Consider the following 17835-nt stretch of genomic DNA (forward strand, 5'->3'; position numbering starts at 1 on the left):
TCTACTTAGAATACTGCCAGTAATTGGTCGCCAGCTTGCACGTCTTGGTGTGCAGCCAAAGCCACGACATCTAAAAAGTTCATGGTATTTGTGACTGTGATCATGACAGTATCTTCATAACCGGCAGCCGCAATTTTAGCTGAATCGAAATGCAGCAACGCTTGACCAGCGGAGAACGTGTCTCCGTCATTGACTTGACGTGTAAAGCCGTCTCCTTGCATGTTGACTGTATCGATACCAATATGGATCAACAATTCGATCCCAGAATCACTAGTGATCCCGATCGCATGGTTTCCTGGGAAGACTGCTGACACTTTACCAGAAAACGGGGCAGCAATAGTATCATCTTGTGGTTTCACTGCAGCGCCTTTGCCTAAAGCAAGGGAAGCGAATGCTTGATCGTTGGTTTCAGCTAAAAGAATCACTGTTCCTTGCAAAGGAGCCAAAACGATTTTTTCAACTACAGCTTGTTCCTCTGTTGTTTCTGTTGCTGCGGGTGCTTGAACATCTGCTGTTTCTGTCACTGTCGCCACATTGTTGTTGGGAAAGTCGCTGTCTTTGACAACAAACCAAGTATAAGCAAATGCAATGGCAAACGTAATGAGTGAACCAATCGTTGCATGCAGCACATTGCTATAAGAAGGCAGTGCCACGAAAGAAGCGATCACTACTGGGGTATTGATTTTCATCAGACCAAAATAAAGTCCGCCCACTGCACCACCTAAGATCATTCCTACAATAGGTTTCTTCAAACGCAAAGTCACACCATACAAAGCAGGTTCGGAAACCCCCATCAAGGCCGTGATTGCGGACGAAAAGCTGACTTGTTTAAATTCTGCGTCGTTGGCTTTGATCCCAGCAGCTAAACAAATCGCTGCCTCAGCAGCCAATCCCAGCAACATCCCAGGAACGATCAAATCATCGTAGCCGTAAGTTGCCAATGAGGTCAAAAGAATCGGTGTCAAGGTCGTATGCATGCCTGTCATCACCAATAGTTGCGCAAAAGCACCCATGAATAATACAGCCAAAGGACCAAAGTTGTTGGTTAAGTAGTTTAGAAATTGCGATACATAGTTCCCAATCGTTACCCCCAAAGGTCCAATCAGCAACAACGCAAATGGCGTGATCACAATGATCGCGATCAAAGGACGCAAGATAAATTTGACACTATTTGGTAAAATCCGATCCGCAAAGCGATAGACGTAAGACATCAACCAAACTGTCAACAAAACAGGTAAAACAGACGCATTATAGCTGACATTCGGTACTGTGAGACCGAACAAAGTGATACCGCCTTCTTGACTCAACAAGGTCGTCAAACCTGGCATCACAAAGATCCCACCAACATAACTTCCTAAGAAAGGATCGATTTTCAACCGTTTGGCAACAGAATTCCCTAAATAAATCGGAATAAAAAAGAACGCTGCTTGCGAGACTTGATACAAAACAAGATATGTATCATCTGTGGCTGCCAAAATACCGGAAAGTTCTAATAATGATAAAACGACTTGGAGCATTCCGCCAGCCGCGATAATTGCGATCATCGGTGTGAAACAGCCGGCAATAAAGTCCAATAGACGTGAAATCACTGAATTGTCATTTGATGATTCTTCTGCCCCATTTTCTGTCACTGGCAGTTGGGCATAAACACTTGAAACATCCGGTCCAATGATCACTTGGTATTGTCCATTGCCTTGAACAAGTCCTGTTACGCCTTTCAATTGTTTGATGCCTTCACTGTCGGCTTTTTTATCATCCGCTAAAGTGAAGCGCAAACGTGTCGCGCAGTGTGTGACATGCTGAATATTTTTGTCACCGCCGACTTTTTCATATATATCATTGGCTAATTGTTTATAATCCATGATTTTTCTCCTTCTCTCCTTGCTCCGTCAATTTCTGGATATGGAGGGATAAATAAATTTCCTCATTTTCTGAAATGGTAATATCATACGTATTTTTGATATAGATTTTGATTTTCGATACACAATGAAACGCTTGGGGATACATCTTTTCGATTTGCTGGTATAAAGAAGACTCTTCATATCCAGGCATCGTATGATTGATCACGTTTTGGGCAAAATAATGCAGGTGCGTGACAAAACGCGAATAGTGAAAACTGTTTTCGTCAAAATTTTGCTTGTACTCATATTTTACGATCGTTAAGACATCTTCGATAAACTTAGCGATTTTATTGGTGACTGTCATGTCTTTCTTTTTTGATTGCACATTGACGAAATGCAAAGCAATCGATATCGCTTCTTCTGTGGGCACTTCGATCGCCAATTCTTGTTCCAATAATTGCACGGCATAAACACCGATGGCATACTCGTCAGGATAAAATCGCCGCACATCCCATTGCAATGGACTATGAAACGTTATCTGCTGCTTGATACGATGGACGGTAAAATCGATATGATCCAACAAAGTCAAATAAATATAATCACTAATGGCCAATTGATAATTTTGTTTGGCATACGCCACGATCTTAGCCACGATGGCCACATATCGGGGATCGCACTTTCCTAATTGATAGCTGAAATGTTCCAGCATCGCATGGGTATCCAGCACGAATATTTTTTCAAAATCTTGTTCTTCTACATCATCTCCTACCTTTTTATTGAAGCTGATGCCTGTCGAAAAGCCGATGATCTCATTGCTGCCTTTTTTGAGCAAGACAACATTGTTGTTTAAAAATTTTTTTATTTTCATGGTTTCCTCCAAATTGTACGCACTAAAAAACCCCATACTCCACCCTTGGTGAAATATGAGGTTTGCCTGCTTATCCAGTAACACGCCTCTTGGTCACAGCACTTCTGTAACCGTTATCTAATTTACCTCGCTATCATAGCACTTCAAAAAAAACTTGTCAATCGGAATTTCAACAGATATACAGACTTTATTGAACAGCAGTCTCTTTGATCCGTTGCAGCACTTGATCCATCAGCTGATCTAGTTCGCTGAAGCGTTTGATTGGCTTGCCTTTGACAAGTTGTCCTTCTTTCACCACAGCTTGGAGCTTGGTCAATGTCCGCAAATCCTCATGTGGATTTTTTTCCAACAAAATGAAGTTGGCTTTTTTATCTGCTGCGATCGTTCCCACTTCATGATCTATCCCTAAAATGGCAGCATTCCCTGCCGTGGCACGTTGAATCATTTCTTTAGGCGCAAGTCCGGCAGCTGCAGCTGTGATCGCTAATTCCCGCCAAAAATCATAATGAGGGACAAAGGTCATCGATGCATCATTACCAACACCCCATGTGATGTGATGGGCAATTGCTTGCTGCAGGCCCTCCAGCATTCCCTCATAAACTAGGCGCCCATTTTCTACGGTCACAGGATTCAAACCGAGTGTTTCCTTATCTAGCATCGCAAAAGGTGCTGCTGCCTGAAAGGTGGGCATCAAAGCAGAATATCCCCGCAAAGCCTGTGGATTATTCTTGAAGAGGGCAATGATTTCATCATCCATTGGGGCACCATGTTCTATCGTATCCACGCCAGCCTTCAGCGCAATCCGGACCCCTTCCGTGCTTTGCACATGCGCTGCCACCATCATTTTATTCTTATGGGCTTCGTCGCAAATAGCAGCAATTTCTGGTTCCGTCAGCTGCAGTGCCCCTGCTTCTCCTATACGTCTAGCATCAGTGACACCACCAGTCACACAGATTTTGATCCAATCGACCCCTTGCCGGACATTCTTGCGGACATTCTTGCGCCCTTCCCACGGGGAATCTGTTTCTAAGGCCAGATAAGGCGCCCCATGTCCACCAGTCGTGCTTAAAAAGAATCCCGACGTCAATAAATCTGGCCAACTATTTGCTTCTTCTGTAAACCTATCTCGTAACCGAACATCCTGATAGAAAAATTCTCCCACACTCCGAATAGTCGTCACACCCGATTGCAATTCGATCAACGCATGTTTTTTCATGATTTTTCGCAGAATTGCCAATCCCAAACTTGTGTTGAGCAAGCGATAAGCGCTATTGATTAAGGGAATTGGATATTTTTTTGTACTTGGTGCGCCACTAGCAAATAAATGGGCATGGGCATTGATCAATCCCGGTATAACATATGCTTGTCTAGCATCCTTGATGGTATAGCCAGACAAATCACCGCTGTTTTCCGACAATACATCGATGATTCGCCCTTTCTCGTTCACTAGAATCGTACTTATGAGCCATTCATCTAGTTTTTCGTGAAATAATCGACAGTTGATCCATGCTGTTTTGGCCAAAAAATCGCTCCTTTTGATAAAAATTGTCATTGTGTTGATAGTAGCAAAAAAAAGCAAAGCAACCAAGGGAACATTCTTGATTTAGCTAGTCGAGGATTGATTTCTTTCAATATCGATGCCAATCATTGGTATTCGGAACTGTTTAAAACAATACGTACTATCGGTCTTTCAGCAGTTCATTTCTTATGCGTCATAAATCTCAGCTGAACATCTTTCATTTTGGCACGCCGCCTATTTGTTTGATCAATCCACTTCATCTTGATAAGCACACTTTATTTTACGCGTTATCAGTCAACATCGTGCTATGAAAGCCTTGGATTCCTTCTCACAGCAAATGATTTTTGATCATATACGAAAAAAATAACGCTTTATTTAAAATAATAACAAAAAAAACTTGAATGTAAGCGTTAAATTTGTTATTATCACATCAGATAAGGAGGTGCTTACTAAATGTATGCAATCAAAATCTTCCATGGTTATCTCACACCCCAAGGCAAACGAACCCGCGATAAATCAATTGCTTTAACCTACAAACGCAAAGAAGAAGCCGAACGTTTTGCTGATAAAATTGGCGGGAGAGTGAAAAAAATTGGATAACCAATCAGACTAAAAAAAGGGAGCCAACCGAAAAAGTTGACTGCCTTTTTTGTTTTTTATTTATACATGTCCACCAATGTAAATAACGTTCAAATAATATAAAGTGCAAGCAAATCATTGGTAAGAATACATACATAGTCGCTATACTTAAATGAACACTTCCCCGTATCTATGAGAGAAAAGGAGTGATTGTTGATGTGCGGAAGATATTTATTTGATCCCACAACTGGTGCATTATCCAAGTATTATCAAGAAGCGGCTGCTAAGGCCAGAAAAAAACAGCAAACGATTGCAGTGAATGACGTTTTCCCGTCCAATCATGTGGTAACATTAGGTGCCAACCGCCAACAAGAAATCGTTGCTGGCGTGACAAAATGGGGCTTTACGGGCTTCAAGAAAGGACATTTGATGATCAACGCTCGCGCTGAAACCGTCGAAGCAAAAAAAACCTTTCAGGCAGCCTTTCAGCAGTACCGCTGTGTATTTCCAATGTCCGGTTTCTACGAATGGAACCACGAGAAAGAAAAATTTTATTTTTCAACTGAGGATCCCTTATATGCTGCTGGCTTTTACCGTATTTTTGAAAACGAAGGAAAAGTGGAAACGGAATCGATCATTTTAACGACAGAACCAAATCATACAGTGGCACCGATCCATGATCGTATGCCATTATTGATTGCTGCACAGGACATTCCTAGTTGGATCACTGATCTTTCATTTGCGCGCCATATCTTGCAAGCACAGATGCCGTTATTGCATGCAATAAAAGTCTAACCTGTCTGCTAAGAACACCATAAAAAGAACGGTTTGCCGGTAGAAAACCATCGGCAAACCGTTCTTTTTATTCGTTCATCTACTGTGATACTGGATCACCAAACCTTAAATGTCTGACCCGTCATAATGCCAAAAACTGATTTTTCGTATGCAGCAAAAACCGGGGCATCGCCTACCGGAATAAATCCTCTAAAGGAAGGGGCGTAGGCATCCCATGAACCTACCAATGCATTTGGACTGACTGCATTGATCCGTATGCCTCTGTCGATCTCAAATGCCGCTGAAGCAACGAAAGACTCAATCGCACCATTGACCAAGGCCGATGACGTACCTTCTGGAATAAAAGCTTCTTTGATGATACCTGATGTCAACGTAATACTCCCACCATCCGTTACATACGGATGACCAATCAGGACAAGATTCACTTGACCTTGTAATTTTGATGCAATCGACTGTTGGATATCTGCCGGTGCTAGGTCAGTAAACGGTTTAAACACCGTGCTACCGGCTGCCGATACGATTGCATCGACTTGGCCAACCGCAGCAAAAAGTCCTTTCACACTCGACACCTCGTCGATCGCTACTTGAAAATCGCCCGAATGTCTACTGGCAGTGACCAATTCAACTTCTGACAGGCGGCTAAATCCTTCAAATAAGATTTTCCCTAACGTTCCTGTATGTCCAATCAACAATACTTTCATCTAAATACCTCATTTCTCTTGATCACCCATGGTTTTCTTCTTTGACCAAAATCCATGAGCAGGTGTTGCTTCTGATTGTATAAGAAGTCTTGCTCTTTCTCAAAGAATTCGCTTGTTTCATCACTTGACGCAATAAAGCGTAGGGATACGGCACCCGTGATTGAAATCACCTATCACGAAAAGAATTGACATTTCAGATTTTCTGCTCTAAGATACTAGTAATTTCATAAAGATGCGGTGATAAGAAGAGTACGATTGAATGACTTCATAGAGAGTTCGTGGCTGGTGGAAGCGAATAGGAAAAACAATCAGAAGATGGTCTTTGAGCATTTGCGGACGAATAATCTGCAACGGAGAGAGCCCGATAGCGCAATCCAGTTTTTTCTAACGAACTGACCAAGTGTTTTTGCGTGAGCAAAATCAAATGTAAGGTGGTACCACGAGATGATCGTCCTTTCAAAGTTGATACTTTGAAAGGATTTTTTTTGTTTCCCTTCCCTTTTACTTATGAATTGCCACTACATACACGCGCGCACTTATCACCCCATCATTTCAAAACAGAAAGCAGGAAAATATATGGTAAAAATCGTAGATTCAGTGGCAGAACTTGTTGGAGATACCCCGATCGTTAAATTAAAAAAACTAGTACCTGAAGACGCTGCGGATGTCTATGTCAAATTAGAATTTTTCAATCCAGCTGGTTCTGTGAAAGACCGCATTGCCTTAGCCATGATCGAAGCGGCCGAAAAAAATGGCCAACTGCAACCCGGCGGCACCATCGTTGAACCCACTTCTGGCAATACCGGTGTTGGCCTAGCTTTTGCGGGTGCTGCCAAGGGATACAAGGTGGTCATCGTATTACCTGAGTCATTTTCGATCGAACGCCGAAAACTGATTCAAGCTTATGGTGCAACGTTGGTCTTGACGCCTGCAGGCGAAGGAATGAAAGGGGCCATCAAAAAAGCAACAGAATTGGCCGAAGAAAATGGTTGGTTCTTGCCGCTTCAATTCAATAATCAGGCCAATCCTACGGTCCATTATGATACAACAGGACCAGAAATCGCCGAAGCTTTTGGTCAATCAGGGCTGGATGCTTTTGTTGCTGGTGTTGGCACAGGCGGCACCATCACAGGCGCGGGTCACTACTTAAAAGAACAATACCCAGACCTAAAGATCATTGCCGTTGAAGCTGCAGAATCCCCTGTATTATCAGGCGGACAACACACACCCCACAAGATTCAAGGGATTTCTGCAGGATTCGTTCCTGACGTTTTGGATACGGAGGCTTATCAACAAATCATACAAGTGACTAGTGAAGAAGCGATTGCGACCGCGCGGGATGCCGGTACCAAAGAAGGTCTTTTGGTTGGTATTTCTGCTGGTGCTGCGATCAAAGCGGCAATCGATACAGCCAAAACATTGGGGGCTGGCAAAAAGGTATTGGCCATCATTCCTGATAACGGCGAACGCTACTTGTCCACCCCTTTATATGACTTTGACGAAGCCTGAAAAAATGATTGGAGGTTGAGACCGTGAATATTCAGCAAATGCGCGTTGTTCAGTCCATTGCCGATCATGGCAGTTTCAGAGAAGCAGCCAAGCGGCTTTATCTTTCTCAACCTAGTCTTTCTCAGAGCATCAAAGAATTGGAGCTAGAATTGGGTGTTCAATTGTTTGAACGAACCAATCAAGGGGCACGGTTGACGGCTGAAGGATCCGAATTTTTGGACTATGCCCAGCCTATTCTTAGCCAAGTGGAACTGCTTGAAACTAGGTTCTCACATAAGGAAGCCCACAATCAGGCGTTTTCTGTTGCTAGTCAACATTATGATTTTACAGCTGTTATTGTTAGCGAACTATTGGCTGAATTCCCAGAGTGCCGCCAATTTCGCTTGTTTGAAACCACCACTTTGAAGGTAATCACTGACGTCGAACAACACCGCAGCGAGTTTGGTATTTTGTACCTCAATGATGAAAACCGTGCTGGGATGATTCGCTTGCTGCAAGGGGCCCAACTGACTTTCGAACACATCGGCACTTTCCGTCCCCATGTATTTGTCCGATTGGGCCATCCGTTAGCCAAAAGGCAGACCGTCACTTTAGCTGATCTGCAAGGATTTTCTCAAGCCCGCTTTTTGCAAGAGGATAGCCGCTTCTCCTTCTTTTCTGAAGACTTAGTTGATTTCGCGCAAAGTGAGCAAGTCGTCCATGTCAGCGACCGCGGCACGATCATCGGACTGTTGCAACAAACGGATCTTTATGGAACTGGATCAGGGATCGTTAAAGATCCCGAAAAACAAGGGCTGCTGTTCTTGCCTCTTGTCGATGAAGCCGAAGGTGAGATCATCCTCATCAAAAAACGAGACCGTCATATTTCGCCAATTGGCGAAGCGTTTTTGCTGAAATTACGCCAGCATATCGCTACCTTCAATGCTTAAATGATGTGTATAAGCGAAGGCTTCCTTTCCCTACTCCCCATAGCTGATGAGGCAACCCTTCGCATTATATTGAAAAAACTTGCGTGTCCATTGATAGCGGACACGCAAGTTTTTTGTCGCTTATAATTGTTCAGCCTGCATTTGATACATTTGCTGATAAATGCCTGTCATTTGGACAAGGCTGCTATGGGTACCCCGTTCCACGATTTTCCCTTGATCGAGAACCAAAATCTGATTGGCTTCTTTGATCGTAGACAAGCGGTGGGCAATCATAAAGGTAGTACGCCCCTTTTGCAAGACGGTCATTGCTTTTTGAATGATCGACTCCGTTTCGGTATCCACATGACTCGTTGCTTCATCTAAAATCAAAATTTTCGGATCAAATACCAGTGCCCGCGCAAAACTGATCAGCTGACGCTCCCCGCTGGAAAACGCATTGCCTTTTTCCACCACTGGATGATGAATGCCTTCTGGGTAGCGGTCCAATAGATAGTCAGCACCTACTTGTTTCAACGCATCAATGATCATCTCTTCACTGATTGCAGGGTCATTCATCCCAATATTGCTGGCGATCGTTCCAGTAAACAAGTATGGATCTTGCATGACAATGGCCATTGATTGGCGCAAGCTATGACGATCATGATCTGCGATCGCTTGCCCATCGACATAAATACGGCCTTGTTGCGGATCATAAAAACGGAAGAGCAGATTCAAGATACTCGATTTTCCGCTACCAGTATGGCCAACAAGTGCTACTGTTTCACCCGCTTGGGCATGGAAATTGATATCATGCAAAATCACTTGATTTGGATCGTAGCCAAAGGTGACACCTTCAAAGGCAACCGTGCCTTCCTTGATGGTCATTGGCGCTGTTTGCTGTGCCTCCACAGGTTGATCCGCAAATTCAAAGACCCGCTGACCAGCTGCTAAAGACTGCTGCACATTGGTGATTGTCTGGACAAGCCCTTCAATTGGATCGTAAAGGCGGTTGATATAATCAATAAAGGCATACAGCAAACCCGCAGAAATAGCCAAACGATCATCCAGAAAGAAAGAGGCCAAGGTCGTGATCAAAATCAGAATCGTTGAATTCCGTAATAAATTCCCCAACCCCCATGCGATACTTGAATCAAGCAGCAGATACTTGCGTCCTGTTTGAAACCACTTATCGACTGTTTCATCAAACTCTTTTTGTAATTGTTTTTCTCGTTGAAAAGCTTGAATGATTGCCATTCCCTGAACAAATTCATTCAGTTGCCCACTGATTTGTGAGATATATTCCCGCATCGCCAAATTATATCGAGAGGCGTATTTTGTATAGAAATGCTGCCAAATCCCTAAAATCGGAATCAAGACCAGCATCGCTGTACCTAGTGTGGGATTAAGGAGTGTCAACGCAATAAATGCCCCCACGATCTGCATGATATTGCTCAGCAAATTGCTGATCACCACAACATAAAAATTTGAACGCAGCACTTCTGTATCGTTGGTGATCCTGGCCACGACTTTTCCTGCCGGGATCTGGTCAAAATAAGACACAGGCAATTGATGCATATGCTGGAAAAGCTGATCCCGCATCTTTTTGACGATGCTATTAGACATTTTTCTTAGTTGCAGCAAACTGACATACCGGAACAATGAACCAATCAAGTTGACCAGCAAGTACCCGGCAAGCAACTGAATCAAAAGCATGGTTTTTAAGGTCGCTGTTTCTGAAGCGGGTGTCATCACCTGATCAATCAATTGCTTGGCGATCATCGGTGAGGTTAATTCTAATGCGGCGGCCAGCAGCAATAAGCTGGCACCAACCATAAATTGTTTTTTATAATAGCGCAAATAGGAAAGCAGGCGCTTAATCGTTGAGAACATCTGTATCGTCCTCCTTTAACTGTTGATGGTAATACTGATTTTGATACCAGCCTGGTGTCTGGATCAATGACTGATGGGTGCCTCTTTGACTGATTTCCCCATCATCTAACACGATGATTTGATCTGCTTCTGTAATCGCCGATAACCGATGGGTCACGATGATCGATGTTGGTGCATGCTGCATGCTTTTCAAGTTTGTAATGATCGCTTGCTCAGTTTTGGCATCGACGGCTGATAAAGCATCATCCAACAACAAGACTTCACTCTGCCGTAAAAATGCACGCGCTAAAGACAAGCGTTGTTTTTGACCGCCAGATAAAGAAACCCCTTTTTCTCCGACGATCGTTTCTAATCCTTCCGGCATACGTTTGATATCCTCTGAGAAACAAGCCGCATCTAGCGCCGCCCAAAGTGCATCCTCACTGGCATCCGGTTGACCAAACAGCAGATTCTCTTTAATTGTGCGCGAGAACAATGTATGTTCCTGCGGCACTTCTGCAAACTGACTGCGCAGCGTCTCAGTCGTATACTGTGTCAACGCTTTACCATTGATCTGGGGCATTTGAGCGGAGTAAGGATAGCGATGGCCAAACTGGCGCAGTAATGAGGTTTTGCCGCTTCCTGTTTTGCCAACGACCCCCAAGACTTCTCCTTTTTGAATCGTGAGATCCAAGCCTGCCAACACTTCCCGCTCGGTTTCTGGATACTTGAAATGATAATCCTTCAATGAGATCGTTTCGATAGCAGCTAAGCCAGTTGACCCATCCGGTTCAAGCTGATCGTCAGTCTGCAAAACCTCATTGATCCGGCGCCAAGATGCTGCGCCTTGCTGCATCACATTAACCAAATCCCCTGCCGAGATCATTGGCCAAACGACCATCGTCAGATAGACCTGGAATGAAACCATTGCCCCGATCGTGATTTGCTGATTGGCCACCAATTGTGCCCCAATCCCAAAGCTTAAGACGAAACTGATGGATAAAATAATCGTGATCAACGGACCAAACCGTGAATCGATCTCAGAGACGATATCGTTTTTGGCCCGGGTCTCTGTTGTCTTATCTTCAAACTGCTTCGTTGTTTCTTCTTCTAATCCGTAAGCCCGAACCACACGAATGCCATCAATCATTTCCAAGACTTCGCTATTCATTTCGGACACGGAATTCTGTGCTTCCGTAAATGCTTTGTCCACTTGCGATCCCCACTTGAAAATGTAGTACGCCAATAGCGGCATTGGAATCAGTGCAATCAATGTCAGCTGCCAAGAAACCGTCACTGCCATCATTGCAACGATGAAACTCAAATACAAACTCGTATTCAAGAAGACCATCAATCCGTAACCCACAGTCATTCCCATCACTTGCACATCATCACTGGAACGAGTCATCAAATCCCCCGTTCGGAAACGTTGATAAAACGGCGCCCCCATTTTTAAGAAATGCCCCATCAATTGTTGGCGCAACTTCCGCTGTAGGTCATAAGAACCAATGAACAAGTTGAAGGTCCAGACAAATTCTGCTAGATACCCCAGCAAAATCGCACCAGCAAACAAACTGCTGTAGCGAATCAACACAGCTTGCGAAAAATCATCTTGCAAAAGCGCATCGATGAATAGCCGCAAGATATAAATCGGCGCCACATACATAGCACTGGCAATGATCATGAACCCAAAGACCACTGCATAGCGCACTTTGTGTTCTTTAAAATACGTTGTCAATTGTTTTAATACATACTTCATGTTTTATCCCTCTCAATCTAAAAAAGTACACAAAAAAGCTCTGTCCCTTCGGAAAAAGGACAGAGCTAAAACGTCAAAAAGACATTATCTGTACACTAATGGTTACCGAGTAAGGGATTTACTTTATCCAATTTGTTGGCTTGTGTGTATTGAACATTTTGCATCGTAATCCCTCCTTCGTTTTTATTTGATAATTATACTTTACAGATAAGTTTCTCAGATTGCAACCATTTTCATTAATTTTTTTTTAAAAAGATTGACTTTTTGAAAATAAATTTTATTGTTTAAAAATTTTATTACACTATATATTTTGATATTTAAGCTTAGAGATTCGTAAATTTTCTATATTGGTTTCGTAATTTTCTTTGAAGAAAACTGAATAAATAGAATCAAATAAAAATTGAAAAATAATAGTTATAGCAAAGTCAGCAATTTGTTCTTTTCCTCGTTCTAATGGTCCAACTATAAGATTTCTAGTGCCTAGTTGTGATAGCAAGTGTTCTTCAGAGGAACTAATCACAACAGTCTTAACTTGATTTCCTTTAAGTATTTTCACTAATTCCAAGTGTTTTTTTTCAATTGGATAATAAGATGCATAGATAGCAATATCTTTGACACCAGCACATTGAGCGATAGATATTTTTTGGTAAGTATTAGAAGGGATCGTTATTTTTACACCGCAACTTTCCATTCTATCTTTAAATATTTTAGCTATGTTTAATTGATCATCATCGACCATAATAATAACATTAGACGCGTGTAGTAGATCGAGTGCAATCAGCTGTATATCTTTCACACTAATACATGTGGTGGCTAGAAACAAAGAGTGTTCATACAATTCTCTTAAGCTGGATATCACTTTAAATGCTGAGTCATTTTTTTCAAATGGCTTATTTAAATCTATCTTTCGTTCACCATGCTGCAATTGATCTGCATATGATGCAGTGATCATAATTTTTAATTCATGAACACCAGAATAACCTAATTTCTTACAGAATCTATACAATGTTGCTTTCGAAACAAACGCCATTGCGCTGATTTCATTAATCGTAAGTTGTGTAAAGGCCAATGGATCCTTAAATATCAGATTAGTAATATTCTTCTCTGTCTCAGAGAAGTAGTTGACGCTGTTCAGTTTTGCAAATAAGTTCATTTTCTTATCTCCTATAGAAATTTTACCTTAAATATTTATTTCTCACGTAAGCTCTTGCCTCACTTTCTTCACTTTATTTAAATGATGATTCATCAAAGCACCAATCAAATTCGCATCATTTCTAAACTTACACTGTACTATTTTAGGAACAACAAGGTGATATTCATTTGATTCATATAATCGATCGATACTTTTTTTAATTTCTTCTATAAACATTATTTGTTCACTTATACCGCCGCCAATAGCAAATTGTTCTGGATCAAAAATATATTGCAAATTAAATATATGTCTTGCAATCGTATCGCAATAATTGATTAAGACATTTTTGGCTTCAGCATCTCCATTTTGTACCTGTTCAAAAAACATTTCACCTGTTAAAGATCCTTCTGATAATCCTTTTACTTTTTCTGCATGCCTTATTAACGAAACCACACTGCCGCTAGCACCTAAATATGAATTTAGGTTTTGAGAACCAACTTCTTGAACAAAACTAAATTCCCCCGCTATACTATTGAATCCTCTGTATAATTTTCCATTCACGATTGCGCCACCACCAACACCTGTTCCAAAAACTAATACAATACCATGTTCCACATTTGAAAGAGCACCTGCCCATGACTCTGCCAAAGCAGCACATTTTCCGTCATTTTCTACAGAGATTGGTAATTGAGTAAAATTATGAAATAAATCTACAATATTTGTGTCATCTAAAAATGTCAGAAATCCGGCAGTATGTGCATATCCGTCAAAGACATCAATCTTTCCAGGCATACTTATCGCAATGCCCTCTACTGAATCTTTAAAAGATTCAAAAATTTCTTTCATTACTTCGACAAACAGCGCTTTGCTTTTCAGTGGTGTTTTCACTTTGTTTTTATATAATATATCCCGATTTCCAGATATTAACCCGTACTTTATATAACTGCCTCCTATATCATAAACAAGATACTTCATTTTCTACCGACCTCTCTATAAAAATTCCACCTCGGAACATTAAGTTTTCCGAGGTGTTCTAAGTTATTTTCTCTGATTTGCAGCAATAGAACCACCCAACAGTACATTATCCGGTAATCCCATTATTTGTGCCTTCTCAAGTATAGTCAGCTATATAGCCTCTGTGATTTTGCCATCTAGTCCATCTTCAGTTAGGCATTCTTCTTCAAATGCTAATTTATCTGCTTTTAAGAAGAACGGAAGATAGATCAAACCATTTATAACTATTGCAATAAGCGCAGCAATTAAACCTTTTATCCCTATTGTAAGGATAGGACCAATGAATGCAGGCATGATCCATGGTAGAGAAATCGATGGATTTAATGTGTCATATACACCTAAGTTATAGCCGATAATCCCGAGTATGCCATTGACGAGTGAAGTAGAAACCATCGGTATGAAAAAAATTGGATTTAGCATTAAAGGCAAACCAAAAACTAATGGTTCGTTGATGTTAAAAATTGCTGGTGCTAAGCTAAGCTTACCTAATGTTTTAAAGCGTTGAGATTTTGAAATGAATGGAATCAGTAAAGAAATACCCAGTGTATTCCCAGCCCCACCTAATGAATAGAAGGCCATTGCTGCAGAAAAAGCAAGGTAGGGCATCGGCTCCCCATCCATGAAAGCAGTTAGATTAGCTAAACCGGTAGCCATTAGAACAGGTAAATAAATACTGAGAATCGTGTTTGGATGAATACCGAAGAACCAAAATATAGAAATAGTAATCATAAAAATAATTGCTGAGATCGGTGTTGCCCCCAATTGCATAATCGGAGCGCCAACAACACTGTTTATGAAATCAAAATAATCTCCCCAAGGTGTTGCAGCAAATCCAATTCTTGTTAAACAAACTGCACCAAAAATAATGATCGCAATGAATGTTGGTGAGAGAGATTGGGCTACCATAGGTGGTACCGAATTGGGCAATTTGACGACCAAGCCTTTCTTGTCCAATAAACAATAGAAACTTGAAATAATAATTGCTACGATCATTCCACCAAAAATCCCCTCACTGCCGATATAATCAAAGTTCAATCCTGCAACTTCTCCGCCATCATAAGGTATCACTTGCGGCATCAAAGCCAAGAAAGAAGCTAATGATAGAATTCCTCCAGTGACAGGGCTTGAGTTTCTTTCATTTGAGTTATGATAACCAATCATAAATGTCATATATAGTGCTGTTATTTCCATTGTTACTTTAATGGTTGCTCTCATATGTTCATCAAATCCAGTTTCACTTAACCATAACAGCCATGGATCTATAGGCAGATTTACTAAAATTGCAATTAAACTAACACCTAATGTTAATGGCATGGTGGACATTGCGCCGTACTGAATGGCCCTGATAGCCTTTATTTGACTAATTTTCCCCATTATTGGCATTATGCGATCATTGATAATTGATTTCGATTCGCTCATATTCAATCCTCCTGATAAATGTCATATATTAGGGTTACATGAATCATTTTCCGGACAACAACTCAAGCAACCGCTTTCAATATCTCTCACTTTATTCACTATTTCAAGAGGGAGCAGAAAACTTGATACATCTGTATCATAATTAAAAGTTTCAATCATCATTTTGTGAAAATTACGTTTCTTTTTTTGATAATCAATCATCAATAAAGCCCATTAATCGAAATGGTCAGAGACTCATTTCAACTAATGGGCTTTTCCCTATTTTTTATTCAGTAACTGAAGCCAATCGATAAGAAACTGTTCTTCCAAAAGGAAAGACTTGCACATTCTGCAACCGATCAGATTTTAGATAGGCCACTGCCCCTTGGTAAAGTGGCAAAACAGCAGTATCTTCTGCAACCAATTGTTTCTCTAATTCTTTCAATTTCGTCCAGCGGGCACTTGGGTCATTGGCTAAGGTCGTCCGCGCATCGGCAAGACCCTGATCATAACTGTCATTGGCATAGCCTGATGTATTGAGTCCGCCAGTAGAATCATAGAATTCCAGGAAATTGATTGGGTCTGCATAATCCGGTGTCCAAGTACCAAAGACCAAATCAAATTCACCTTTTGATTGCAGATCAAGCCGATTTTGCAATGGAACTGATTTCGCATCAATTGTTAGGCCAGGCAAATTCGTTTCCAATTGACCTTGGACAAATTCGATCGTTTTCTTTGCAGCGGCCGTATCAGCCGACAGCAATTCTAAAGTGATTTCATCTTGGCCTAATTCCTCTTTGGCTTCTTCCCATAGTGCTTGTGCTGCCTCTAGATTATAAGGGAGCAAGTCGCCATTTTCTTCACGGAAGTCTTCCCCCGTATCGGGGTCTTTCGCAAAATTACTAGGGACAAAACCATTCAATGCCGTTGATCCATCACCTAGAATGTTCTCAGCAAATGCCTCTTTATCGATGGCTTGCAAAATCGCTTGCCGTACTTTGACATTTCCCGTCACTGCTCTTTTTTGATTGGCACTCAAATAACCAACCAATGCTTTGGGTACATAATTGGCATTGTCTGAACCTTGGTATTGCTGTGCATAGGTATCTGTCAGCGTGGTGTAGTCTAGTTCACCTGTTTCAAACAAACTGACGCCCGTCGCTGTTTCTTTGACGACTTGCACATCGATCTCTGTCAGCTGAACATTGTCTGCATCCCAATAATCTGGATTTTTGGTCAACGTCCAAGATTCATTGGTTCCGTCCCAACCGGCAATCAGAAATGGGCCATTTCCAACAAAATTATCTGCAGACAATCCGTAGTCTTTACCTTTTTCTTCGGCAAATGCTTGATTTTTTGGCATGAAAGGCGTACCAACTAACACCTGATTCAAGTAGGTGATCGGACTTTCAAGGGTGAGTTCCAAGGTTTGATCATCCAGGGCTTTTGCCCCCAAATCTGTTACATCTGCTTCCCCTTGTCTCACTTTGCTACCATTTTTCAACACATCCATCTGATTGCTGCTGCTAGATCCATTGGCTGGATCAGCCACATATTGAAAAGCATAAACAAAATCACTGGCTTTTACTGTATCTCCGTTACTCCACTTTGCCTCTCTCAATGTAAAGGTATAAATCAATCCGTCATCGGAAACTTCTGGTTCTGAAGCGGCAATCGCCAGCTCAGGATCACCATTTGCATCCAATCGATAAAGTCCTTCAGTTACTTGACCGATCATATCCGAACTATTAACATCCGTGTATTGTCCACTATCTAAGGTGGACAATTCCCCCGCCGTCGACACTTGGATCACTTGATCAGCACTTGCAGCCGAGTCACTTGTTGCGGTATTTGTATCAGTATTTCCTCCGCATGCACTCAATACCAATAAAGCAACGAAAGCAATCCCAAACATTCTTTTTTTCATCTTGATCCCCATCTCC

At 41.6% G+C, this 17835-nt stretch carries 14 protein-coding genes and 1 other annotated feature; of the genes, 4 read left to right on the forward strand and 10 right to left on the reverse strand.

Annotated features, from left to right (window positions below; translation table 11 throughout):
• Positions 1 to 5: 5 nt before the first annotated feature.
• The 3 genes from ACYVRS_RS07295 to ACYVRS_RS07305 form a co-directional block, all read right to left on the reverse strand.
• Entirely contained in the window at positions 6 to 1862 is a 1857-nt protein-coding gene (locus ACYVRS_RS07295) for a beta-glucoside-specific PTS transporter subunit IIABC (protein ID WP_461203052.1), read from the reverse strand.
• Positions 1852 to 2709: a PRD domain-containing protein gene (locus ACYVRS_RS07300; protein ID WP_461197839.1), complete on the reverse strand. Its 858-nt coding sequence runs from the start codon at positions 2707 to 2709 to the stop codon at positions 1852 to 1854. Before ACYVRS_RS07300 ends, ACYVRS_RS07295 begins: the two co-directional genes overlap by 11 nt.
• A 187-nt stretch (positions 2710 to 2896) precedes the next feature.
• Entirely contained in the window at positions 2897 to 4231 is a 1335-nt protein-coding gene (locus ACYVRS_RS07305) for a metal-dependent hydrolase family protein (RefSeq protein WP_313537968.1), read from the reverse strand.
• Positions 4232 to 4681: 450 nt separating this feature from the next.
• Here ACYVRS_RS07305 and ACYVRS_RS07310 point away from each other — a divergent pair, with 450 nt between their 5' ends.
• A complete protein-coding gene (locus ACYVRS_RS07310; protein ID WP_086273707.1) occupies positions 4682 to 4828 on the forward strand; it encodes a hypothetical protein in 147 nt (48 codons plus the stop codon).
• A gap of 195 nt (positions 4829 to 5023) precedes the next feature.
• Positions 5024 to 5602: an SOS response-associated peptidase gene (locus ACYVRS_RS07315; protein ID WP_312500062.1), complete on the forward strand. Its 579-nt coding sequence runs from the start codon at positions 5024 to 5026 to the stop codon at positions 5600 to 5602.
• A gap of 95 nt (positions 5603 to 5697) precedes the next feature.
• Here the strand turns inward: ACYVRS_RS07315 and ACYVRS_RS07320 are convergent, their stop codons facing one another.
• Positions 5698 to 6303 (reverse strand): short chain dehydrogenase, encoded by a 606-nt coding sequence (locus tag ACYVRS_RS07320; RefSeq protein ID WP_461203053.1) that lies wholly within the window; start codon positions 6301 to 6303, stop codon positions 5698 to 5700.
• A gap of 228 nt (positions 6304 to 6531) precedes the next feature.
• Positions 6532 to 6762, forward strand: a binding site (T-box leader).
• A gap of 117 nt (positions 6763 to 6879) precedes the next feature.
• On the opposite strand from ACYVRS_RS07320, the gene cysK reads away from it, so the two are divergent.
• Together cysK and ACYVRS_RS07330 are read left to right on the forward strand one after the other, a co-directional pair.
• Complete coding sequence (gene cysK, locus ACYVRS_RS07325) at positions 6880 to 7812, forward strand: cysteine synthase A (RefSeq protein ID WP_313537964.1); 933 nt, start codon at positions 6880 to 6882, stop codon at positions 7810 to 7812.
• A gap of 23 nt (positions 7813 to 7835) precedes the next feature.
• Positions 7836 to 8741: a LysR family transcriptional regulator gene (locus tag ACYVRS_RS07330; RefSeq protein WP_313537962.1), complete on the forward strand. Its 906-nt coding sequence runs from the start codon at positions 7836 to 7838 to the stop codon at positions 8739 to 8741.
• A gap of 120 nt (positions 8742 to 8861) precedes the next feature.
• Here ACYVRS_RS07330 and ACYVRS_RS07335 read toward each other — a convergent pair whose 3' ends face one another.
• The 6 genes from ACYVRS_RS07335 to ACYVRS_RS07360 all read right to left on the reverse strand — a co-directional run bounded on the left by ACYVRS_RS07335 (position 8862) and on the right by ACYVRS_RS07360 (position 17819).
• The gene (locus ACYVRS_RS07335; RefSeq protein WP_312542547.1) at positions 8862 to 10610 is read right to left on the reverse strand and encodes an ABC transporter ATP-binding protein; all 1749 of its coding nucleotides are present in this window, start codon (positions 10608 to 10610) and stop codon (positions 8862 to 8864) included.
• Positions 10594 to 12348, reverse strand: a complete 1755-nt coding sequence (locus ACYVRS_RS07340; RefSeq protein WP_461203054.1) for an ABC transporter ATP-binding protein — start codon at positions 12346 to 12348, stop codon at positions 10594 to 10596. The genes ACYVRS_RS07335 and ACYVRS_RS07340 overlap by 17 nt, the downstream gene beginning before the upstream one ends.
• Before the next feature lie 301 nt (positions 12349 to 12649).
• Positions 12650 to 13501 (reverse strand): MurR/RpiR family transcriptional regulator, encoded by an 852-nt coding sequence (locus ACYVRS_RS07345; protein WP_461203055.1) that lies wholly within the window; start codon positions 13499 to 13501, stop codon positions 12650 to 12652.
• A gap of 42 nt (positions 13502 to 13543) precedes the next feature.
• Positions 13544 to 14455 carry an ROK family protein gene (locus tag ACYVRS_RS07350; protein ID WP_461203056.1) on the reverse strand — a complete coding sequence of 304 codons (912 nt, stop codon included), beginning with the start codon at positions 14453 to 14455 and terminating at the stop codon, positions 13544 to 13546.
• A 150-nt stretch (positions 14456 to 14605) separates the two neighbouring features.
• On the reverse strand, positions 14606 to 15913 hold the full coding sequence (locus ACYVRS_RS07355) for a PTS sugar transporter subunit IIC (protein WP_461203057.1): 1308 nt from the start codon (positions 15911 to 15913) through the stop codon (positions 14606 to 14608).
• Positions 15914 to 16178: 265 nt separating this feature from the next.
• Positions 16179 to 17819: a peptide ABC transporter substrate-binding protein gene (locus ACYVRS_RS07360; protein WP_461203058.1), complete on the reverse strand. Its 1641-nt coding sequence runs from the start codon at positions 17817 to 17819 to the stop codon at positions 16179 to 16181.
• Positions 17820 to 17835 lie beyond the last annotated feature (16 nt).

The sequence above is a fragment of the Enterococcus salsurae genome, from assembly GCF_054784955.1.